Origin of the sequence: Hyphomonas oceanitis SCH89 (assembly GCF_000685295.1) — a bacterium.
Lineage (GTDB): Bacteria > Pseudomonadota > Alphaproteobacteria > Caulobacterales > Hyphomonadaceae > Hyphomonas > Hyphomonas oceanitis.
In genome coordinates this window covers 59965-80686 of record NZ_ARYL01000013.1, presented here as the reverse complement: position 1 = coordinate 80686, position 20722 = coordinate 59965, and the positions used below count along the sequence as shown (strand labels likewise).

Here is a 20722-nt window from a genome sequence, read left to right as displayed (position 1 = left end):
ATGCGCCCCCGTGAACAACAGACTTCAAGGCAGGAAACCCATGGCAATCATCTCCCTTTCACGCATCGTGGCGCACTGGGCCGCTATCCAGCCGGACCGGGTTGCGCTCGATCACCTCGGCGATACGCGCACATGGGCCGAGCTTGACGCCCGCACCAACCGGCTCGCGCGGGCCTATGAGGCGATGGGTGTCAAACCGGATGATTTCGTGACGATTGCACTGCCCAATGGCTGCGAGTTCATGGAAGCCTGTCTTGCCGTCTGGAAGGCGGGCGCCACGCCGCAGCCGATCTCGGCCAAGCTGCCGAAATTCGAGCGCGACCAGATCATCGAGCTGGGCCAGCCGACGCTGGTAGTCGGCGTTGAGGCGGGCGAATATGCGCCCGTGCCATGCCTCACCAAGGGCTTTGAGCCGGATGCGTCCCTGTCGGACGCGCCGCTGCCAGAGCGGACGGCGAGTTCGATCAAGGCGATGACGTCCGGTGGCTCGACAGGGCGGCCCAAGCTGATCGTGTCCAAGCTGCCGGCGGCCTGGGACCCGGAGATGGACTATCTCGAAATCCAGCAACAGGGCACGATGCTGATCCCGGGACCGCTCTATCACAATGGGCCCTTCCTCTGGGCGTTCATTGCCCTGTTCAAGGGCTGCACCGTGGTCATCACCACCCGTTTTGACGCCGAACAGGTGCTGGAGCGCATCCAGACGACGGGCGTCGACATCGCCTATTTCGTGCCGACCATGATGCGCCGCATCTGGGCGCTGCCGGAGGAGGTGCGCAACAGTTATGACCTTTCCAGCCTGAAAACGATCTGGCACCTCGCGGCGCCATGCCCGGCCTGGCTGAAGGAAGCTTTTATCGAGTGGCTGGGCGCCGAAGTGATCTGGGAACTCTATGGCGGCACGGAAGGGCAGGGGTCCACCACGATACAGGGCACGGACTGGCTGAACCATCGCGGTTCGGTTGGCCGGCCGGTAGAGACGTGCGAAATGAAGATTGTCGGCGAAGACGGAGAGACGCTGCCCGCCGGTGAGGTGGGCGAGGTCTATATGCGGCCACTGGCCGGGCCGGGAACGACCTATGAATATCTCGGCGCGGAAGCCAAGATCATCGAAGGCGGCTGGGAAAGCCTTGGTGATCTCGGCTGGATGGATGCTGACGGCTTTCTCTACCTGTCGGATCGCCTGTCGGACATGGTCCTCTCGGGCGGGGCCAATATTTACCCCGCTGAAGTGGAAGCCGCGCTGGACGCCTTTCCGGGTGTTCGCTCGTCTGCCGTGATCGGCCTGCCGGACGAAGACCTTGGCGCGCTGCTGCATGCAATTGTCGATTTTCCGGAAGGTGAACCGGACGAGGCCGCGCTGATGGCGCATCTGGCGGATCGCCTTGTGCGCTACAAGATTCCGCGCTCGGTCGAATGGGTGCGCGAGCCACTGCGCGATGATGCCGGAAAGGTGCGCCGAAAGGCCCTGCGCGAGGACCGGCTTGGCCAGTTGCAATCGGCAAATTAAGTATGCTGGGTGCGATAGAGAAATTCTCTCTAAAGGCGAGAAATAAAAAAGGAACGGTCTGTGTCATGAAGGCGTAGGAGGAGCATGGCCAATAATCATCCGCTCCAAAATGTCCTGAAGACAGCCGCCGACGAAGCCCCGGGTGACAAAGTCTCTTTCGGAGACCTCCTCGACCTCTGGGAAGATCGCACGTTCGGGCCGATCTTCACGATTCTCGGCCTCCTGATCGTTCTGCCCCCTCTTGGCGCGATACCGGGCCTGCCCTTGGTCATCGGCATGGTTCTCGTGCTGTTTGCCTTCCAGATGATGGTCGGCAGCACGCATGTCTGGGTGCCTGAGACGGTCGAGAAGCTGTCAGTTTCCAAGAAGAAGGTCCGCAAGGCTGACGAGAAGGCGAAGGGTGTTTTGCAGGAAATCGATTCCTGGGTAACTCACCGGCTGTCATGGGCCATCAGCCAGCCGGCGCGCCAGATTGCTGCAGGCGTGGTGATGATGCTGGGCCTGACATTGATCCCGCTGGAAATGGTGCCGTTTGCGGTTGCTGTGCCCGGACTGGCGATCACAATGATCGGCCTCGCCATCTTTGCCCGCGATGGATTGCTGATGCTGGTAGCGTTGGGCCTCAGCCTCGCAGCGTTCGGCGTTGTGGGTATGGCGTTTCTGGCCTAGTCGACTGCAGGCGCATCATGGCGGCGCGTATAGAGTATGAGCAGGGCAACCAGGCCGATACTTGTACCCTGGCTTGAGAAGAGTTCCAGCATTGCCGCGAAGAACCAGCTCGGTATGGACGCGCGGGCCTGTGTCTCGATCAGGATATCGCCGCTGCCCTGGCCGAGCAGTTCTGCATTGGCCGCTTCGATCTTTGACTGGAGGTCGTCCCGGCGGCGGGCAAGGCCGAGTTCGTTCTGGGCGTCGCGATAAGGTTTCTGCTCGGTGCGGCCGACGCGTTCGACTTCCGAAATATAGGCTTCGAGGCCTTCGACTGAGCGTGTTTCCGGGGGAATGCCTGAGAGTTGTACCCGCCAGTCGGCAAGCTGCTGTTCCAGAAGGGCGCGGTTCGATCCTGCGGTGGTCACCTCGGCCTCAGAGGCCTGATTGTTGGCCGCGATGTACATTTGCGTGCCGAGGATGCTGGTGCCGGCGCCGGCAATGGCGAAGAGGAGCGCGCGGACGCCTTCCTTCATGCGCTTATTGGCCGTGTGCCAGTAAAAGAAGGTGAACCCGCCGAATGAGATCACGGCGGCGATAACGCCCGTCCAGCCCCAGATTCCGGCTTGTAGAGGATCTGTCACCGAACTGGAAAAGGCCTGGTAATTGGCAAAGCCCGAGAGCGCCGCTGCGCTGAGGCCTGCGCCGAGGAAGACAAGGGCGAGCAGGGTGATGATGATGCGTTCGCCGAGGTTCCGGTGGGGCCGGGGAGGGACTTCCGTGACCGTTCGCTGGGGCTTCAAGGGTGGTTCCGGGAGCGGTTTGAGGCGCGGTGTGAGGGCGGTCTTCGTTGCGTGCGGCTCGGCCCTGGTCACTTCATGGAATTCGGCGTTGCGGACGACGGCCGTTGACGGCACGCCGCTGGACTCGAAGGCGATGACCAGATCGTCGAGGTCCCCGTGCTCAAGGCAGCTCGTGCACTTGAACGAACCTTCCTGGAAATTGATGCGGAGTGTCGGGTCGCCGGCATCCTTGCAATCGCCTGACAAGGAGCAAGGGATTGCAAGCGTGGTCTCGTCCTGACTCGCTTCCGGGTCGATGCCGAGCGAGACGAGGCGCTCGATCGCCTTCAGGCGGCGTTCTTCCTGCATGTCGCTCACTTCCCCGCACGTTCCCGCTGCCATGCATTTATCCGAATCCGGCGCGCGGCGTCACCCCTTTGATCACAGGTCCGTCAGGGCTGACAATTTAAGCCTGTAGACGCTGGCGCGGGGTCTTAAGTATGTGTTAATTGGACCTGCCTGAGAATGGCTTGCAGAAAGCAAATACGGCCTGCTGGCCGATTGGAGACCACGCCCATGATACCTCGCTCGCTGGCCATTCCGAAGAGTTGGAAGACGTTCGATATTCCAAGTTTCTTCTCGGCTTTCGGTTATCCGGCCCTCGGCCTTGGCCTGTTCATCACGATGGTGGTGCTTGGCTTTGCAGTAAGCGAGCTGACTTTTCACTGGTGGTACCTGCCGCTGGCCTTTGGTGTGATCGCGTTCTCTGTGTTCGTATGCAATGCGGGCATTGGCCCGTTGCACCGCATTCTCCAGCACCGCGCAGGCGAGCTGAAGGCACCCGCGCAGTTCCTGACCATGCTGAACCTGATCATCGCCATGCAGGGCAATGTGAAGGACTGGGTGAATTATCACTCGCAGCACCACCGCTTTGCCGATGGCCCGGGCGACCCGCACAACCCGTTTGAGTCCAAGCGCTGGGCCTGGGTTGGCTGGATCCTGTGGCGCGACAAGAAAGACACCGACCGTCCGATTGCCATGTGGCTGAAAGGCCAGCCGGTCATCGTGTGGATGGACCGTTTCTACAATGAGATCAGCCTTGTAGTGCACCTGTTCATTCCGGCGGCGATCTACCTGATCGTCTGGGCGACGGGCGGATCGCTGGTGCTGACCGCGCTGATCCACGCCAGCGTCGTGATCGGCCGCGCCATCCAGTTCCATGCCACGGTCTATGGCATCAACGTGCTGGGCCACCTCAAAACGCCGATCTGGGCAGACCATTTGATGGCGCTGCTGACGGGCGGCGAAGCCTTCCACGACCATCACCATGATGCCCCAATCAGCGCGCTGCACCGCCCCCGCAAAGGCGTGTGGAACCGGATTGTCGATTATAATGGAACGATTCTGCTGGCCTTCGAGAAGATCGGCTGGGTCAAGAACCTGAAGATCGCGCCGCAATTCGCCTGAGCCCTTCCGTGAACGGCAGATGAACAAGCCCGCCCCTTAAAAGGCGGGCTTTTTCTTGGCATGAACGCAGCTTGGCCACAGGCGCGCCCTAATCTTTGTTAATGTTGTCTCTCAACAAGGCTGGGGAGCCGATGCAACAGGGAAGGGACGCCCCTATGAAATCCACGCTCATTACACTTGCCATGACCGGTATCAGCCTCGCCATGGTCCTGCCCGCCGCCGCCAAGGCGCCGGCACCGAAACCCGCCACCTCGGGCGAGTCGGTTCACTCCTATATCCTCCTTGACCGGACGGGCTCGATGAGCGGTATCTGGGACGAAGCGCTTGGCTCGGTGAACGCCTATGCCAAGAGCGTCGGCGAGGCCGATGAAGGCGAGATCGAGGGCAAGGATATCAAGACCGCTGTTACGCTCGCCGTGTTCGACTATCAGGAATCGCTCCAGTTCGACGTGCTGCGCAAGCAAGTGCCCGCCGAGAAATGGACGAACGTCACCAATGACGAAGCCAATCCGCGCGGCATGACCCCGCTGTTCGATGCCATCGGCCGCGTCGTCTCGCTGGCCGAAGCCGACAAGCCGGAAAAGGCCGTGATCGTGATCATGACTGATGGCTATGAGAACTCATCGAAGGAAATCACCCGCGACGGTGCCAAGGCGGCGCTTGACCGGGCCAAGGCCAATGGCTGGGAAGTCGTCTTCCTCGGTGCGGAGTTTGCGAGCTTTGGCGACGCGGATGCCGTGGGCATGAGCGCCTCCAAGACCATGGCTGTCGGCCAGGGCCGCATGCAGGACTCGATGTCTGCGCTGGCCAAGAAGTCCCGCGCCTATGGCAAGGGCGAAGAAGCCGAGATCACATTTGACGACGCTGACCGCGCCGCCGCCGACGAAGAAGGCGTAAAACAGCGCAAGGGCCAGTAAGCGAAAGGTTCGGGGCGGTTATAGCTTCCCGTTCAGCTGCCCTGATGAGGAAAGCCCGCTCATGCCCGAGCGGGCTTTTTGATATTGGTGTAAAAGAAAAGCCCGCCCGGATCGCTCCGGACGGGCCTTGTTCATTGCCGTGCCGAGTGGCTCAGCGCGGGGCCATGCGGATGGCGCCGTCGAGGCGGACGTCTTCGCCGTTGAAATAGGCGTTGCGGCACATTTCGGTGGCCAGCGATGCATATTCTTCCGGATTGCCGAGACGGGCAGGGTGCGGAACCTGTGCGCCGAGGGCTTGTTTCACAGGCTCTGGCGCAGCGGCCAGAAGCGGCGTGTTGAAGATGCCCGGCAGGATCGTGTTGACGCGAATGAATTCACGGCTGAGGTCGCGGGCGATTGGCAGGGTCATGCCGACAACGCCGCCCTTGGAAGCGGAATAGGCAGCCTGGCCGATCTGGCCATCTTCAGCTGCAACCGAAGCGGTGTTGACGATCGCGCCGCGCTCGCCGTCGATCGGGTCGAGCGTCATCATGCCAGCGGCGGATTTCGCGATGCAGCGGAACGTGCCGACCAGGTTGATCTGGATAATCATGTTGAACTTGTCGAGCGGGAAGTGGCTGACTTCGCCCGTGTTCTTGTCGCGGCTGGCTGTCTTGATGGCGTTGCCGGTGCCGGCGCAGTTGATGAGGATGCGTTCCTGGCCGATGGCGGCGCGCGATTTTTCGAAGCCGGCATCAACCGAAGCATCGTCGGTGACGTTGACATTGCAGAAGACACCGCCAAGCTCTTTTGCAAGGGCTTCGCCTTTTTCAGCGTTCAGGTCGAACAGGGCGACCTTGACGCCATAGGAGGCGAGTTTCGTAGCGGTTGCGGCACCGAGGCCGGAGGCACCGCCGGTAATGACGGCGGAAATGGATGAGTCGAGTTTCATGGGGCACTGCCCTCCCTGGTTTTCGTCGGACGCGGATGTGTCTATAATGGTCTGAGGAGTACGCAATGACTGACGCAGCGGAAATTATAAATACCGTAAGGGGCCGTAACGGCACTTATCTGCCGAAGACCATAGAGCGGAATGAGCGCCTCGCGCGCGGCGTCCTGCCCAAGGTCATGCGCGTTATCAGCCGTGTGCCATTCGCTGACGACCTCGTAGCGGCCTATTATGCCGCGCGCGACCCACTCACACCGATGAAAGCGAAAGCTATCCTCTTTGCGGCTGTGGCCTATTTCGTTATGCCCGCCGACGCGCTGCCCGATGTGATCGTGGGCCTTGGCTTTACCGATGATGCGACCGTGCTAGCGACAGCGCTGAGCGTGGTGGGCATGTATGTGACGGAAAGCCACCGGAAGGCGGCCCGACGCGTGCTGCGCCTGCCGGAGCCGATCAAGCACGCCGACTAAGCCCGTATGACAGGGGGCGACATTTCACTTTATGGCGCCTTGGCGCTCGGCGCGCTGTATGGTGCGGGCTTCTGCTATCGTGAGAAGAGCGTTGCCGGGCTTGTGATCAAGACAGGCTCTACGGCGCTGCTGGCGCTGTGGGCCTGTCTTGCGGGCGGGCCATTGCTGCTGGTGGCTGCGCTGGCCTTGAGTTCGCTGGGCGACCTGTTTCTCGCGCTGAAGGGCGAGGCCTGGCTAAAGTCCGGCATGGCGGCCTTCTTCCTGGCCCATGTGGCCTATGTGGTCCTGTTCTGGGGACTTGGGGCGGATGACCGGACATTGCTCGTGCTGGTTGCGCAGATTGTGCTCGTGTTTGGCGGGGCGGTGTTCCTGCGCTGGCTGGCGCCTTGGCTGGGCGAGATGCGCATTCCCGTCTTTGCCTATACGGCTGTGATCCTGATGATGGGCGCGGCGGCGCTGAACCTGCCGCCGGTGCTATGGCCGGTGACGCTGGGCGCGCTGATGTTCATTGCGTCGGATGTGATCCTGTCGCTGCAGCTGTTCAAGAAACCGGCCGATGTGCCAGCGGGCACCGTTTCGTCCCTCGCCGTCTGGATTCTCTATTTCGGTGGGCAGGCGCTGATTGGCTGGGGCCTGCTGGCGGCGCTGGCCTAGCGGGGCCTGTCGCCATCGACCGTGGCGCGGCGCATGTGGCGGCGGTGGCCGTGATAGTCGTTGAGGGCATAGTGCCAGACGCAGCGATTGTCCCACATCGTGACGTCGCCTGCCTGCCATTGGACGCGGCAGGTGTTGCGCTCTTCCTTTGACACGTCGAACAGGTAGTTCAGCAGGGGACGGCTTTCCTTGCGGCTCCATCCGGCAAAGCGCAGCGTGAAGGCCGGGTTGACGAAGAGGCCCTTGCGGCCGGTTTCGGGGTGGGTGCGGATGACGGGGTGTTCGTATTCGGGGGCTTCCGGGGCCGCTTTGGCGTCCATCGACTGGCGTACGGCAGCGGAATAGCCATCGGCGCCGTATTCCTTGCTGGCAGTATGGATGGCCGTCATGGTGCCAAGCGTCTTCTGCAGGCCGGGGGAGAGACGGTCATAGGCCGCCTGCTGGTCAGCGAACAATGTGTCGCCGCCATAGGGCGGGACTTCGATTGCATGGAGGATGGAGCCGAGGGCGGGTTCTTCCAGAAAGCTCATGTCGGAATGCCAGCCGCCGCCGAAATTGGTCTTCTCGTCCGGCTCCTTGATGATCTCCAGCAGTTCCGGATGGCCGTCCATGCCCTTCACATAGGGGTGGATGTTCAGCGTGCCGAACCGGCGGGCAAAGGCCTTTTGGCGGTCCGGCGTCAGGCCGTTCTGGCCGCGCAGGACGATGACCTTATGGTCAAGAAAGGCCTGATGGATGGCGTCGAATTCTGCGTTTGACAGGTCAGATGTCAGATCTGCGCCGTGGATGACTGCGCCGAGTGTGCCGGTGAGAGGCTGGATCGTGAGGGTCATGCGGGAAATGAACCACCGTCACGGGACGTATGCAAGAATGTCATTTGCAAGCCTCCATCAAATATGCGACTGACGCGGCGGGCCACATGCCCCCAACGGCATGCAGCCTATCTGTGAGGATAGGAGTAAAACAGATGACGACGACCGCCAAACCCGGCGTGCTTCCAGCATGCCCGCATTTTTCTTCCGGCCCGACCGCCAAGCGTCCCGGATTTTCCCTCGAAAAACTCGAAACTGCCGTCCTTGGCCGCTCGCACCGCTCCGGTGATGCGAAGAAGAAGCTGAAGGCCGCTATCGACCGTTCCAAGGCGCTGCTTGGCATTCCTGATGATTACCGCGTGGCCATCGTGCCAGCGTCCGATACGGGCGCTGTCGAGATGTGCATGTGGTCGATGCTCGGCGCCAAGCCTGTTGACGTGTTTGCCTGGGAAAGCTTTGGCCAGGACTGGGTGACGGATGCGACCAAGCAGCTGAAGCTGCCTGACTGCAAGACATATGGCGCAGACTATGGCGCGCTGCCTGACTTCACACAGGCGCGCGACGATGCCGACATCATCTTCACATGGAACGGCACGACCTCCGGTGTGCGCGTGCCAAACGCTGACTGGATCAAGCCGAACCCTGACCGCGTCGTGATCTGCGATGCGACCTCGGCTGCCTTCGCGCAGGACATTGAATGGGCCAAGCTCGATGTCGTTACCTATAGCTGGCAGAAATGCCTCGGCGGCGAAGCCGCGCATGGCATGCTGGTGCTGAGCCCGCGCGCTGTTGCCCGCCTTGAAAGCTACACGCCTGACCGCGCGCTGCCGAAACTCTTCCGCATGACCAAGGGTGGCAAGCTGGACGAAGCGCTGTTTGAAGGCGCGACGATCAACACGCCTTCGATGCTGTGCGTTGAAGACTTCCTGCAGGCGCTCGACTGGTGTGAAAGCCTTGGTGGCTGGAAGGCCCTTGAAGCGCGCTCGAACGAGAGCCTTGGCTACCTCACGGATTGGGTTGCGAAGACCGACTGGGTCGACTTCCTTTGCCCGGATGCGTCCGTGCGTTCGAACACCGGGGTGACATTCAAGATCGTCGATCCGCGCGTTGCGGGCCTCGACGAGGACGGCCAGCGCGATTTCGTGAAGCGCATGATGAAGCGCCTCGAAAAGGAAAACGCCTGCTTCGACGCTGCCGGTTACGCAAAGGCCCCTCCGGGACTGCGCATCTGGTGCGGTGGCTCTGTTGAGCCGTCGAATGTGGCTGCGCTGACGCCCTGGCTCGATTGGGCCTTCGCGGAAGAAGCCGCGAGCCTTTAGCCGCTTTCTCCCGCGCCCTCGTCCTTCGGTTTCGCTGAGGATGAGGGCGCGCGGAAACTCCCCACAAGCAGGCTCATCCTCAGAAACGTCCAAGGAGAGCCGGGCCACGCGCCCCGAATTCGCAAAGAGAACCAAGATGCCAAAAGTCCTTATCGGAGATACGCTCTCCCCCGCCGCCGTTGAAATCTTTCATGCGCGCGGCATCGAAACGGTCACCAAGACCGGCCTGAATACGGAACAGCTGATCGCTGAAATCCCTGAATATGATGGCCTCGTCGTCCGCTCGGCCTGCAAGCCGAACGCGGATGTCATGGCTGCCGCAACGAACCTGAAAGTCATTGGCCGGGCCGGTATCGGCGTCGACAATATCGATATCAAGGCGGCGACCGCCAAGGGCGTCGTGGTCATGAACACGCCGTTCGGCAACGCCATCACGACGGCCGAACATGCCATCGCCATGATGTTTGCGGCAGCGCGCCAAATCCCGGCCGCCAATGCCGAGACGCAAGAAGGCAAATGGCCGAAGTCCGGCTATATGGGCATCGAGGTCAGCTACAAGACGCTCGGCCTGATCGGTTGCGGCAATATTGGTAGCCGTGTCGCTGAACGCGCCATCGGCCTGAAGATGAAAGTGGTCGCCTATGACCCGTTCCTGACGGACGAGCGCGCCATTGAACTCGGCGTCGAGAAGGTGGAACTGGAAGAACTGCTGAAGCGCGCTGACGTGATCACGCTGCACGTTCCGCTGACGGACCAGACCCGCAATGTGCTGTCGCGCGAGAACCTCGCCAAGACCAAGAAAGGCCTCATCATCGTCAACTGTGCCCGTGGCGGCCTGGTCGACGAGGAGGCCGTTGCCGACATGCTGGAAAGCGGCCATCTGGCTGGCGCGGCATTCGACGTGTTTGCGGTCGAGCCTGCCAAGGAGAACGTGCTCTTCGGCAAGAAGAACTTCATCGCAACGCCGCACCTTGGCGCTGCGACGAACGAAGCGCAGGAGAATGTGGCGCTTCAGGTTGCTGAACAGATGTCGGACTACCTGCTCTCCGGTGCTGTGACCAACGCGCTGAACATGCCGTCGATCACGGCGGAAGAAGCCCCGCGCATCAAACCGTTCGCAGGCCTTGCCGAGAAGCTCGGCTCGTTTGCCGGCCAGATCTCGGACTTCGGCTATGATGAAGTTGTCATCGAGTATGAAGGCGAGGTCGCTGACCTTAACCGCAAGCCGCTGACAGCGGCGTTGCTGGCCGGCCTGCTGCGGGCTTCGCGTGGTGATGTGAACATGGTGTCTGCCCCGGCCATCCTCGCCGATAGCGGCGTCAAGCTGACCGAGACCAAGACCGAGGCAAGCCCGGTCTATGACAGCCTGATCCGCGTCAAGGTGAAGACCAAGGCGACCAAGAACGCGACTGAAGGCGGCTGGCGCACGCTGGCTGGCACGGTCATCGCTGGCCAGCCGCGCATCGTCGAGATCAAGGGCATGGCGCTCGAAGGCGATTTCTCGCCGGTCACACTCTATGTGAACAATCTCGACAAGCCGGGCTTTATCGGCGCGCTTGGCCAGATGCTGGGCGAAGCGAAGGTGAATATCGCGACCTTCCACCTCGGCCGGACCGAAGCGGGCGGGGAGGCGATTGCCCTGATCGGGATCGACTCGGTTCCCGCCGATGCCCTGATGGACAAGCTGGAGAAGCTGCCGCAGGTCCGCTATGCGAAAGTGCTGACCTTCTAGGGCGTCACGGCCTGAATAATTCTTATGCAAACAGGGCGGGCTGCTGATGAGGTGGCCCGCCCTTACGTATCCGGCTCCAGACAAGACAGGAGCCTCTCATGGCAAAAATCGCTATCGTTTATCATTCCGGCTATGGCCACACGGCCAAGGTCGCTGAACATGTCCGTATCGGCGCCGCCCGTGCAGAAGGGGCCGAAGTGACCTTCTACAAGGCCGATGCCCTGACAAGCCCTGAGGCTGGCCCATGGGAAGAGCTGGCCGCTGCCGACGCCATTATCTTCGGCGCGCCGACTTATATGGGCTCAGCCTCGGCTGTGTTTAAGCAATTTCAGGATGCGACGTCCAAGCCGTGGTTCAGCCATGCCTGGAAAGACAAGATTGCTGCCGGTTTTACCAATTCCGGCTCGCTATACGGCGACAAGAGCACCACGCTGCTGCAAATGGCGACACTGGCAGCGCAGCACGGAATGATCTGGGTCGGCACCGGCATGATGCCCGGCTACAATGCTTCCACCAAGGATATCAACGCCGTGCACAACCGCGTCAGCTTTACGATAGGCCTCGGCACGCAGTCCCTGACGGACAAATCGGCCGAAGAGACGCCAGACCGTTTCGACCTCGAAACAGCTGAGCAGTTCGGTCAGCGCGTCGCAGAAACCACACTTCGCTGGGTGCGCGGCAAAGCCTGAGGGAACCGTCTTGACGGGGCGGTGTTTAGGCTCTTGGTCAGGTCATAAAACTGTAATGGGGTTATCATTAATGCACCGCGCTGTTCTCAGCCTAACAGCCGTGCTTGCGTTTGCAGGCACGGCGTCCGCCGATGTTCTGGATGAGGTTCGTTTCGGCGTCATGCAGGAGAACATCTGTGTGCTCGACTGCGACAATGCCAACAAGGAACCGGGCCAGAGCCTGACCGGCGAGCTTCTGTTCACGTCACCTGATGTGCTTGATCTCATCTGGAGCCCAAGGCCCTATGTGATGGGTAGCCTCAACCTGAACGGCGACACGAGTTTCGGCGGCTTCGGCCTGCACTGGTCTTTCCCGTTCTCCGAGCGCTGGGCGTTCGAGCCGAGCGTCGGCTATGTCATCCACGATGGCGAACTGGAAAGCCCGTTCCCGCAGGGTGACCCGCGCGGCGACGCCTTTACCGAGGATCATGTCCTGCTTGGATCGCGTGACCTTTTCCGCACCACGTTCGGCCTGAAATATAAAGTGGACGAGACTTGGGGCGTGGAAGTTCTGTACGAACATCTCAGTCACGGCCAGATCCTCGGAAATGGACGTAACCAGGGCCTCGACAATGTGGGCGTCCGCGTGAGTTACGCGTTGGGGAACTAGGTTCGCGCGCCGCTTGGCGTAGCGATACCCCTTGCGCTCAAACCTGTTCCTGCCACTCTCTCCTGAAAATACAATCAGGAGGAAGTGATGCCGGACAAGCATGTTGTGGTGATAGGTGCCGGGCTCGGTGGCCTGACGGCGGCCATCAAGCTGCAGGAAGCGGGTTATGGTTTCACGCTGCTGGAGCAGGGGGACCGTGTGGGCGGCACCTGGGCGGCGAACACCTATCCGGGCTGCGCCTGCGATGTGCAGGTCGCACTCTACCAGCTCTCTTTTGCGCAATCGATGCACTGGACGCGCCTCTACCCGCAGCAGGCCGAGATCCAGGCCTATGCCGAGGAAGTGACCGACCGGTTCCAGCTGCGCCCGCACCTGCACCTCAACGAGGGCGCCAAATCGGCGGTGTGGAACAGCGACACGAAAAAATGGACGGTGACGACGGTCAAGGGCCGCACGATCGAGGCGGATGCCGTGATCGGTGCGCTGGGCCAGCTGAACCGGCCGTTCTGGCCTGACATTCCGGGCTTAGACACATTTGCCGGGGCGAAGATGCACTCGGCGGGCTGGGATCATTCGGTGGATTTCAAGGGCAAGCGCGTCGGCGTGATCGGGTCGGCGGCGAGCGCTGTGCAGCTTATCCCGCAGGTCGCAATGGAAGCAGCCAATGTCGGCGTGTTCCAGCGCTCGGCCAACTGGGTCGTGCCGCGCAATGACCGCGAAATCCCGCCGGAAGAACTGGCGCTGATGTTCACCGTGCCCGAAAAGGCGATGGAATTTGCCGAGATCAACCGCAAGATCATCTACGAGAATGCCGACTATTTCTTCTGGCAGGCTTTCCAGTGGACGCCCGAGGGCCGCGCCTTCTTCACGCGCCAGGCGACGGACCATCTGAATGCGCAGGTTCCTGATGAAGCGCTGCGCAAGAAGCTGACGCCGGATTATCCGGTGGGTTGCCGCCGCATCCTGATCGCCGACGATTTCTACCCGGCCCTGATGCGCGATAATGTCGACCTTATCACCGACGGGATTGCCGAGATTGTACCGGAAGGCATACGCACCAAGGACGGCACGCTGCACGAATACGACATTCTGGTCTTCGCGACAGGCTTCGAGACGACGGGCTGGCACTGGTCGGTCGATGTGGTCGGGCAGGACGGCATCACGATCGAAGAGGCCTGGGAGGACGGCCCGGAAGCGTATCTCGGTATCACCGTGGCCGATTTCCCCAATTTCTTCGTGCTCTATGGCCCGAACACAAACCTGGGGCATAATTCGATTACGTTCATGCTGGAACGTCAGGTCGAGTACACGATCAAGGCCCTGGCCAAGATGGACGAGAGCGGCGCGACCGCCATGGCGCCGAAACGCGCCGCGCAGGACCGGTTCAACAAGGACATTCAGGCGCGTCTTGGCACCACAGTCTGGGCCGATCCGGCCTGCAACAGCTGGTACAAGACCGATGACGGCCGCATCACCCAGAACTGGGCCGACCATACCCGCGCTTATGCCGATGCCGTCGCGGAAGTGGACCTGAAGGACTATGAACTCGTGAAGTAGCGGCAAATGGCCCGAAAGCGGCATCTGCCCCCTTGCTTTTCGGGGCAGATTCCTGCCCTTGTCGCGGCGGCTGAACACGGGAGCAGTATATGTCAGGTGTCGTCGTCGTAGGCGCCCAATGGGGCGATGAAGGCAAAGGCAAGATCGTCGACTGGCTATCGAGCCGGGCCGATGTGGTCGTGCGGTTTCAGGGCGGGCACAATGCCGGTCATACGCTCGTTATTGACGGCAAGGTCTTCAAGCTGGCGCTTCTGCCCTCGGGCCTTGTGCGCGGCGGAAAGCTGTCGGTCATCGGCAATGGCGTCGTGGTTGATCCGTGGCACATGCTTAACGAGATCGACGGCATTCGCGCGCAGGGCGTTGAAGTGACGCCTGAGAACCTGATCCTCGCTGACAATGCCTCGCTGATCCTGCCCTGGCACAAGGATATCGACGCGGCGCGGGAAGGGGCCCTTGGCGCCGCCCAGATCGGCACCACCAAGCGCGGCATTGGCCCGGCCTATGAAGACCGCGTTGGCCGCCGTGCCATCCGCGTCGCAGACCTCGCTGATCCGGCTGCCCTCGACATGAAGATTGAGCGCCTTCTGGCGCACCATCGCCCACTGCGCATTGGTCTCGACCTTCCAGAGCCTGATGGCGCGCAGCTTAAAGCGGATCTGCTGGCGATTGCGCCGCAAATCCTCGCTTATGCGCAGCCCGTCTGGAAAGTGCTGGACGAGCAGGTTCGGCGCGGCCGCCGCATCCTGTTCGAAGGTGCGCAGGGCGTGATGCTTGATGTCGATCACGGGACATACCCTTTTGTGACCTCGTCCAATGTGGTTGCCGGTAATGCTTCGGCGGGTTCTGGCGTGGGTCCGGGCGCGATTTCCTATGTGCTCGGCCTGGCCAAGGCTTACACGACGCGGGTCGGCTCTGGCCCGTTCCCGACGGAACTGAATGATGAGATTGGCGAGCGCCTCGGACGTATTGGCAAGGAAGTCGGCGTGAACACGGGCCGGGCGCGGCGTTGCGGCTGGTTTGACAGCGTCATGGTGCGTCAGGCCTGTGCAACAAGCGGCGTGACGGGCCTCGCCCTGACAAAGCTCGACGTGCTGGACGGCTTTGACGAGATCAAGGTCTGCGTCGCCTATAAGCTCAACGGCCAGGAAATCGACCATTATCCAGCGGGTCTCACCGATCAGGCCGCCGTTGAGCCTGTCTATGAGACGATGGAAGGTTGGAAAGGTTCGACCGCAGGGGCGCGCTCCTGGGCGGACCTGCCGGCAGAAGCGGTGAAATATGTTCGCCGTCTTGAGGAGCTTGTCGGCAAGCCTTGCGCGCTCGTTTCGACATCGCCCGAGCGTGAAGACGTCATCCTGATGCGAGATCCGTTCGAGGGTTGATCCTGAAATTGTCCCGTATTGCCTTGGCGCCCGGACGGGGGGTAGCTTCGGTTGTGGAGCATGTTCGGGGACGAGTTGAATGATGCGATTGAGAGTCCTTCTGGCAGGTGTGCTGTGCGCTGTCGCAGCGGCCTGCGCCTTTGGCTCCTACACGCCGCTTATCCCTCCAGAAGATGTGGTCATGCCGCTGGGCACGGCCACGGTCGTCCGCGCCTATGTCCAGAGTGATGATGATCCGTCACGCTGGGACCCGTCGGCAGAGAATGGCGTTCCCGAGGAATATGACATTCGGCAGGAAGGCTATGGCTATTGGCTGGACGAAGACGTCTGGCTTGTCTTCGGTCAGATGGACGGCAGGGCAGGGGAATACCTGATGCAGATAGCGACTCCTGAAGACAGCGTTGAGGGTGGATATGTCTACAATTACGCGCTGGGCAAGCTGGTCGGAGATCGCCTCTTCGTGAAATTCCCCGATTGCGATGACCTTCCCATCGATACCATGAATGCGCTCGGGCTGGACGCTGAGTGTGCCCTTCCCAGCTATGACAGTCTCAAGCGCGTCTTCGCCGAGACCGAGGCCGCTGCCACCTACACGACCTATTATCAGCTGCGATAGAGCGGCATACGCAGACTCCCTGAGTGACGCGGGTCTTCCCATCTGAATGTATGAGGCCAATCAAAGCCCCGTCATGCGAAGGAGATCACCATGTCCCACACACCCCACGAGCTCGCCGAAGAATTCCCTGACGCCGGGGAGAAGATCCACGCACTGAAAATGTCCAACCCGCATTTCGCGCGCCTTGCCGAGGAATATCACGAGGTTAACCGCCATATTCACCGGCACGAAAGCGGAGTGCAGCCAGCCAGCGATACGCATGAGACCGAATTGCGCAAACGGCGGCTTGTCCTGAAGGATGAAATCTACGCCATGCTCAAGGACGAGGACGCGTCGGCCTGATTCCTGTCCATCATTTTAGGAAGTCCTGTCGGAACAGCTACGAAGCTTGAGCGGTTGATCTTCATATTCAAGCAGAGGACTTCCGATATGACAGATACAACCAACAAGACCGATATTGATGCCCTGAACGACATCACGAAAGTGCTGATCGATAGCCGTAAAGGCTATGAGAAATGCGCAGAGATCGCCGATGAGAGCTTCGGCCTTCGCTCGCAATTCCAGCAACGTGCAAAGGACCGGGAGATGCTGATCAGCCGTTTCCAGGCCCAGGTGCGCACATTCGGCGGCGAACCACAGACCGATGGCGGCGCGCTTGGCGCACTCCATCGCGGGTTCACGCAGTTCGCATCGGTGTTCAAGGACGACAAGAAGGCAGCCCTTGAGGCAATTGACGATGGTGAAGAGCACCTCGCAAACGCGATCAAGGACCGTCTGGACAAACCTGAGCTGCAGTCTCCCTCGCGGGACCTGCTCCAGGAGGCCTATTCAAGTGCCCGTTCGGGCGAAGCGTTCGCTGACAGCCTGACCTCATAAGGGATATCGGCCTTCGAAAATGCGAAAAACCGGTCCTTTCAGGGCCGGTTTTTTGTTTCGGGGCAGGGGAATATGATCTGAAAGTGCTCGAAGTGACGTAAGATATTCTAAATTATATACGGAATATGTTATCCTTATCATGACACGCCAACAACTGCACACCATGCCGGCCCTGGCCGCCAGCCTTGATACCGAACCTGACCGGGGCTCGCGGCATTTGCCCGATCTTATGTCGAAGCTTTTTGTGCTTCATCCCGCACTGGCCGCATTGGCTTTTATGCTGACAGCCGGAGCGATCATCTTTACCCGCGGCGCAGGAGACATCGCGGCGGTCTGGCCCGTGAATGCGGTGCTGTTGATCACGCTGCTCAAGTCCCGGCGCGCGCATTGGCCATCCCTTTTCCTGTGGTTCGGTCTCGGCGAATTCTCGGCGCATCTCCTGTTTGGGCACATGGGCGCCGAAGCGCTTCTCGTGCTGCTTGGGCACAGTATTGAAGTTCTCATTGCGGCGCTCATTGTCGGGCGCCATCCCGCATCCGGACTGATCTCCACTGCACGCGTTACAAGGCTGTTTGTGGGCGGTCTATTGGGGTGCCTTGCGTCAACGGCCATCATGATGGCGGGTTGGAGCACACTGGGCACGCCGGCGCTGCTTCTCGACGGCGCCTTGTGGTTTTTCGCCGATTTTCTTGGCTTGCTTCTTTTCGCGCCGCTGGTGTCTGCGCTTGCTTCCCGGCAAACCTCAAAGGGAGAGCAAATCGACTGGAAGTCATTCTTCCAGATGGGTCTCGTCATAGCCGTCACGTTTGGGGTGTTCGCGCAGTCGAACTATCCGTTCCTGTTCTTTGTGCCACCGATTCTTGTCCCGATCACATTGCGCCACGGTGTGCGCGGGGCGGCGGTTGCGCTTATCGTCGTTTCGCTGATCGCGATACCGTTCACCTATATGGGGAGCGGACCGACGACGCTGACGCAGGGCGATATCGTCATCCATATGTTGATCCTTCAGTCTTTCATGGCAGCAAATTCCTTCATGGCCCTCGCACTCGGTGCAGCCGTGGCTGAACGGCGGCGGCTGAACGAACAATTACGCAACTCCAAGCGGCGGATCATGCAGCGCTCCGGTCAGGAGAAAGTGCTGCTGGCGAAGGCGGAACTGGCGGAGCAGATTTCGCAGGTCGGTCACTGGACGCTGACGCCGTCGACGGGCGAGATCTACTGGTCACCAGAGGTCTACCGCATTCATGGCGTCGATCCTGAAACCTTCGATCCGATGCTGGATGCAGCCATGGGCTTCTATCATGGCGAAGACGAGGCGCGCGTATCGGAGATGCTGGCGCGTCACATGGCCTCTGGCGAAGACTGGGATTTCGAAGCGTCGCTTGAACGCCGTTCCGATGGCGCAATCCGTCGCGTCAGATCCATCGCCAAGTGTCATAAAGGCCCGGATGGAAACGTTGAAAGCATCTTCGGCGTATTCAAGGACATTACGCGCGAATACGAACTCTATGAACAGATCGCGCAGCAGGAAGAGCAATACAGGCTGCTCGCCGAGCACTCGACCGACATCGTCCTGAAATTCGGCCTCGATGGTATCATCAGTTATGCCTCTCCGTCCGCCGCCAAAATCGTGCCTCCAGACGAGGCGGTTGGCAGGTCGGCGATGGACTTCATCGTACCGGAAGACCAGGAATTTGTGCGTAACGCCACGCGAGCGCTTCTCACCGACGGCGAACCAGACCGTTCTGTCGTGCGCGAGCACAGGGCGCCGCTCGCCGATGGCAGTATTGTTTGGCTGGAAGGCAGCCCCCAGCTGATCCGTGACAAGGACGGAATCCCGGTGGCGATCGTATCAACCTACCGCGATGTGACCGAGCGGCACGAGCGCGAAAAAATGCTCGCCGAAGCGAGGCGGGAAGCTGAAACCGCAACCATCGCGCGCACCGAATTCCTGTCGAACATGAGCCATGAAATCCGTACACCTCTGAATGGTGTGCTCGGCTTTACGGATATCCTCAAGTCGACTCCGCTAAGCGATGAGCAGCTCTCGCATGTCCAGCGCATCTCGTCGGCCGGGCGGACTTTGCTTGAGATTGTGAATGACATTCTCGACTTTTCCAAGATTGATGCAGGCCGCCTGGATGTTGAAAAGCGTCCCTATGATCTGCGCACGGTGGTAAACGACGTCGTCAACCTGATCTCTGCAGCGCGGCCAAACCCGAATGTAACAATCACCCACCAGATCGCGCCCGATATTGCGGCTAACGTGGTCGGCGATGAGACACGTACACGTCAGATTCTCACGAATCTTGTCGGCAACGCCGCCAAGTTCACGGAGGCTGGCCATGTGATGGTGGATGTGCGTCTGAAGGGGGGCAAGATCTGCATGATCGTGGCCGATACCGGGGCAGGCATTCCGGCCGACAAGCTGGACCACGTTTTCACGGGATTCTCACAAGCCGATTCCTCGATCAGCCGCCGTTTCGGCGGTAGCGGGCTCGGCCTTTCGATCAGCCGCTCGCTGGCGCAATTGATGGACGGCAACCTTCATCTGACGAGCACGGTTGGTGAGGGCACGAATGCCATACTGACCTTGCCCTATATTCCGGACCGCCGGACTGGTCGCACCGAAGCCGGCGCGGTGAAAGAAGACAGGCGCGCGCCTCAGGCCTCGCGTATCATGGTGGTCGACGATGTGGAGATGAACCGGGCCCTGCTCGAAATTGGTCTCCAGCAGTCCGGCCATGAGGTCATGACGTTTGCTTCGGCGCCGGATGCCATACTTGCGCTGATGGAGGGCCGCATGTTCGACATCATCCTCATGGATGTGCAAATGCCCGACATGGATGGTCTGACAGCGACACGTCGCATTCGCGAACTGCCCGGCCCTGTAAGCCGTACGCCGATTGTGGCGCTGACGGCCAACGTAATGGCGGGGCAGGCTGAAGAGTGCCGCGCAGCCGGCATGGACGCGCACTTCCCGAAACCTGTCGATATGGTGCGCCTGAACGGCCTGATTGAGCGCCTGTTGCGTAAGAAGCGGCAGGAAGCCGCCTGTCAGGCTGCGGATGCGGAAATGAAGATCGCCAAGCTGAAAGACGAATGCCGGAAAGACATTCTGGAGCTGCCAGGTCAACTGGGCGCGCTTCTGAAAATTACCTCTCCTGTCGAGCGGGCGAAAGCCGTCGCGGCTCTGGCGCATTCGGTTGCTGGCACATCGGGCAGTCTCGGCTTCAGCCAGGTTTCAGATGCTGCGTTCCGGCTGGAGACAACGGCAAAGGCCATTCTGGAAGGAAGCTCCGAGCCTGCCGAACTGAGAGAGGCGGTTGAGGATTTCGTCAGCATTGCTGCGGAAACAGAAGCGGCCTGATCGAAAGGGCCGCTTAGTTCTCGCTGTCATCATCCGTCTCGTCAGGGTCGATGCCTTCTGCATCAGACGTCGGATCGGTGTAGGAGGCCACAATGGGCTCTCCTCCCAGAATAATATCATCCTTGCCTCTGAAGTGATCTGTTGGCTCGTCGCGCTCCGGCGCGTGCGGGCCTTCGCCCGGCAGCATTTGGATGCGGCGGTGACGTGCCGCGGTTTCGATCTGTTCTGCTTCTTCAGGCGACGTGCGTGGGCGCGCTTCGGCGTCGAGTGTCTTGCGGGTCATGAATTATCTCCTCTTCGCCAATCAACGAATTGTCATGAGGAGAGTTCCGCCCGGTGACGCG

General features: G+C 60.6%; 20 protein-coding genes. 16 read left to right on the top strand and 4 right to left on the bottom strand.

What is annotated here, in order from left to right; all coding sequences use genetic code 11:
* Positions 1–40 precede the first annotated feature (40 nt).
* Both HOC_RS10035 and HOC_RS10030 read left to right on the top strand, forming a co-directional pair.
* Entirely contained in the window at positions 41–1510 is a 1470-nt protein-coding gene (locus HOC_RS10035; RefSeq protein ID WP_035538071.1) for an AMP-binding protein, read from the top strand.
* A gap of 84 nt (positions 1511–1594) precedes the next feature.
* Complete coding sequence (locus tag HOC_RS10030; RefSeq protein WP_051624725.1) at positions 1595–2179, top strand: exopolysaccharide biosynthesis protein; 585 nt, start codon at positions 1595–1597, stop codon at positions 2177–2179.
* On the opposite strand, the gene HOC_RS10025 is transcribed toward HOC_RS10030, so the two are convergent.
* Entirely contained in the window at positions 2176–3342 is a 1167-nt protein-coding gene (locus HOC_RS10025) for a hypothetical protein (RefSeq protein WP_156950446.1), read from the bottom strand. The two genes, HOC_RS10030 and HOC_RS10025, sit on opposite strands and share 4 nt — an antisense overlap.
* A gap of 174 nt (positions 3343–3516) precedes the next feature.
* Between HOC_RS10025 and HOC_RS10020 the strand changes: the two genes are divergently transcribed.
* Both HOC_RS10020 and HOC_RS10015 read left to right on the top strand, forming a co-directional pair.
* On the top strand, positions 3517–4407 hold the full coding sequence (locus HOC_RS10020) for a stearoyl-CoA 9-desaturase (RefSeq protein ID WP_035538069.1): 891 nt from the start codon (positions 3517–3519) through the stop codon (positions 4405–4407).
* A 155-nt stretch (positions 4408–4562) separates the two neighbouring features.
* A complete protein-coding gene (locus HOC_RS10015; protein WP_035538068.1) occupies positions 4563–5324 on the top strand; it encodes a VWA domain-containing protein in 762 nt (253 codons plus the stop codon).
* A gap of 151 nt (positions 5325–5475) precedes the next feature.
* Here the strand turns inward: HOC_RS10015 and HOC_RS10010 are convergent, their stop codons facing one another.
* Positions 5476–6255 (bottom strand): SDR family NAD(P)-dependent oxidoreductase, encoded by a 780-nt coding sequence (locus tag HOC_RS10010; RefSeq protein ID WP_035538067.1) that lies wholly within the window; start codon positions 6253–6255, stop codon positions 5476–5478.
* 65 nt (positions 6256–6320) lie between these two features.
* Between HOC_RS10010 and HOC_RS10005 the strand changes: the two genes are divergently transcribed.
* Together HOC_RS10005 and HOC_RS10000 are read left to right on the top strand one after the other, a co-directional pair.
* Positions 6321–6722 (top strand): YkvA family protein, encoded by a 402-nt coding sequence (locus tag HOC_RS10005; protein WP_051624723.1) that lies wholly within the window; start codon positions 6321–6323, stop codon positions 6720–6722.
* Positions 6723–6728: 6 nt separating this feature from the next.
* Positions 6729–7376: a lysoplasmalogenase family protein gene (locus HOC_RS10000; protein ID WP_035538066.1), complete on the top strand. Its 648-nt coding sequence runs from the start codon at positions 6729–6731 to the stop codon at positions 7374–7376.
* Here HOC_RS10000 and HOC_RS09995 read toward each other — a convergent pair.
* On the bottom strand, positions 7373–8209 hold the full coding sequence (locus HOC_RS09995; RefSeq protein WP_035538065.1) for a TauD/TfdA dioxygenase family protein: 837 nt from the start codon (positions 8207–8209) through the stop codon (positions 7373–7375). The two genes, HOC_RS10000 and HOC_RS09995, sit on opposite strands and share 4 nt — an antisense overlap.
* Positions 8210–8343: 134 nt before the next feature.
* Between HOC_RS09995 and HOC_RS09990 the strand changes: the two genes are divergently transcribed.
* The 10 genes from HOC_RS09990 to HOC_RS21195 all read left to right on the top strand — a co-directional run bounded on the left by HOC_RS09990 (position 8344) and on the right by HOC_RS21195 (position 20378).
* Positions 8344–9507 carry a phosphoserine transaminase gene (locus tag HOC_RS09990; protein WP_035538064.1) on the top strand — a complete coding sequence of 388 codons (1164 nt, stop codon included), beginning with the start codon at positions 8344–8346 and terminating at the stop codon, positions 9505–9507.
* Between the two features lie 136 nt (positions 9508–9643).
* Positions 9644–11239: a phosphoglycerate dehydrogenase gene (serA, locus tag HOC_RS09985; RefSeq protein WP_035538063.1), complete on the top strand. Its 1596-nt coding sequence runs from the start codon at positions 9644–9646 to the stop codon at positions 11237–11239.
* Positions 11240–11337: 98 nt separating this feature from the next.
* Entirely contained in the window at positions 11338–11928 is a 591-nt protein-coding gene (locus HOC_RS09980; protein WP_035538062.1) for a flavodoxin family protein, read from the top strand.
* 70 nt (positions 11929–11998) lie between these two features.
* Positions 11999–12577 (top strand): acyloxyacyl hydrolase, encoded by a 579-nt coding sequence (locus HOC_RS09975; protein WP_035538060.1) that lies wholly within the window; start codon positions 11999–12001, stop codon positions 12575–12577.
* 87 nt (positions 12578–12664) lie between these two features.
* Entirely contained in the window at positions 12665–14134 is a 1470-nt protein-coding gene (locus HOC_RS09970) for a flavin-containing monooxygenase (protein WP_035538058.1), read from the top strand.
* A gap of 89 nt (positions 14135–14223) precedes the next feature.
* Positions 14224–15516, top strand: a complete 1293-nt coding sequence (locus tag HOC_RS09965; protein ID WP_035538056.1) for an adenylosuccinate synthase — start codon at positions 14224–14226, stop codon at positions 15514–15516.
* Positions 15517–15595: 79 nt separating this feature from the next.
* A complete protein-coding gene (locus HOC_RS09960) occupies positions 15596–16132 on the top strand; it encodes a hypothetical protein (RefSeq protein WP_035538053.1) in 537 nt (178 codons plus the stop codon).
* Between the two features lie 90 nt (positions 16133–16222).
* The gene (locus HOC_RS09955) at positions 16223–16474 is read left to right on the top strand and encodes an HP1242/YdcH family protein (protein WP_035538050.1); all 252 of its coding nucleotides are present in this window, start codon (positions 16223–16225) and stop codon (positions 16472–16474) included.
* A gap of 87 nt (positions 16475–16561) precedes the next feature.
* Positions 16562–17008: a PA2169 family four-helix-bundle protein gene (locus tag HOC_RS09950; RefSeq protein ID WP_035538151.1), complete on the top strand. Its 447-nt coding sequence runs from the start codon at positions 16562–16564 to the stop codon at positions 17006–17008.
* Between the two features lie 139 nt (positions 17009–17147).
* Positions 17148–20378 (top strand): ATP-binding protein, encoded by a 3231-nt coding sequence (locus HOC_RS21195; RefSeq protein ID WP_051624721.1) that lies wholly within the window; start codon positions 17148–17150, stop codon positions 20376–20378.
* A 13-nt stretch (positions 20379–20391) separates the two neighbouring features.
* Here the strand turns inward: HOC_RS21195 and HOC_RS09940 are convergent, their stop codons facing one another.
* Positions 20392–20661, bottom strand: coding sequence for a hypothetical protein (locus HOC_RS09940; protein ID WP_035538047.1), 270 nt, complete (start codon positions 20659–20661; stop codon positions 20392–20394).
* Positions 20662–20722: the final 61 nt, after the last annotated feature.

Excerpts from the sequence above, each read along its gene's own strand:
- HOC_RS10030 (WP_051624725.1), top strand. The coding sequence starts at position 1,595 with ATGGCCAATAATCATCCGCTCCAAAATGTCCTGAAGACAGCCGCCGAC.
- HOC_RS10020 (WP_035538069.1), top strand. The coding sequence starts at position 3,517 with ATGATACCTCGCTCGCTGGCCATTCCGAAGAGTTGGAAGACGTTCGAT.
- HOC_RS09975 (WP_035538060.1), top strand. The coding sequence starts at position 11,999 with ATGCACCGCGCTGTTCTCAGCCTAACAGCCGTGCTTGCGTTTGCAGGC.
- HOC_RS09990 (WP_035538064.1), top strand. The coding sequence starts at position 8,344 with ATGACGACGACCGCCAAACCCGGCGTGCTTCCAGCATGCCCGCATTTT.
- HOC_RS10000 (WP_035538066.1), top strand. The coding sequence starts at position 6,729 with ATGACAGGGGGCGACATTTCACTTTATGGCGCCTTGGCGCTCGGCGCG.
- HOC_RS09955 (WP_035538050.1), top strand. The coding sequence starts at position 16,223 with ATGTCCCACACACCCCACGAGCTCGCCGAAGAATTCCCTGACGCCGGG.
- HOC_RS09940 (WP_035538047.1), bottom strand. The coding sequence starts at position 20,661 with ATGACCCGCAAGACACTCGACGCCGAAGCGCGCCCACGCACGTCGCCT.
- HOC_RS10035 (WP_035538071.1), top strand. The coding sequence starts at position 41 with ATGGCAATCATCTCCCTTTCACGCATCGTGGCGCACTGGGCCGCTATC.
- HOC_RS10015 (WP_035538068.1), top strand. The coding sequence starts at position 4,563 with ATGAAATCCACGCTCATTACACTTGCCATGACCGGTATCAGCCTCGCC.
- HOC_RS10005 (WP_051624723.1), top strand. The coding sequence starts at position 6,321 with ATGACTGACGCAGCGGAAATTATAAATACCGTAAGGGGCCGTAACGGC.
- HOC_RS10025 (WP_156950446.1), bottom strand. The coding sequence starts at position 3,342 with ATGGCAGCGGGAACGTGCGGGGAAGTGAGCGACATGCAGGAAGAACGC.
- HOC_RS09950 (WP_035538151.1), top strand. The coding sequence starts at position 16,562 with ATGACAGATACAACCAACAAGACCGATATTGATGCCCTGAACGACATC.
- HOC_RS10010 (WP_035538067.1), bottom strand. The coding sequence starts at position 6,255 with ATGAAACTCGACTCATCCATTTCCGCCGTCATTACCGGCGGTGCCTCC.
- HOC_RS09960 (WP_035538053.1), top strand. The coding sequence starts at position 15,596 with ATGATGCGATTGAGAGTCCTTCTGGCAGGTGTGCTGTGCGCTGTCGCA.
- serA (WP_035538063.1), top strand. The coding sequence starts at position 9,644 with ATGCCAAAAGTCCTTATCGGAGATACGCTCTCCCCCGCCGCCGTTGAA.
- HOC_RS09965 (WP_035538056.1), top strand. The coding sequence starts at position 14,224 with ATGTCAGGTGTCGTCGTCGTAGGCGCCCAATGGGGCGATGAAGGCAAA.
- HOC_RS09980 (WP_035538062.1), top strand. The coding sequence starts at position 11,338 with ATGGCAAAAATCGCTATCGTTTATCATTCCGGCTATGGCCACACGGCC.
- HOC_RS09995 (WP_035538065.1), bottom strand. The coding sequence starts at position 8,209 with ATGACCCTCACGATCCAGCCTCTCACCGGCACACTCGGCGCAGTCATC.
- HOC_RS09970 (WP_035538058.1), top strand. The coding sequence starts at position 12,665 with ATGCCGGACAAGCATGTTGTGGTGATAGGTGCCGGGCTCGGTGGCCTG.
- HOC_RS21195 (WP_051624721.1), top strand. The coding sequence starts at position 17,148 with ATGACACGCCAACAACTGCACACCATGCCGGCCCTGGCCGCCAGCCTT.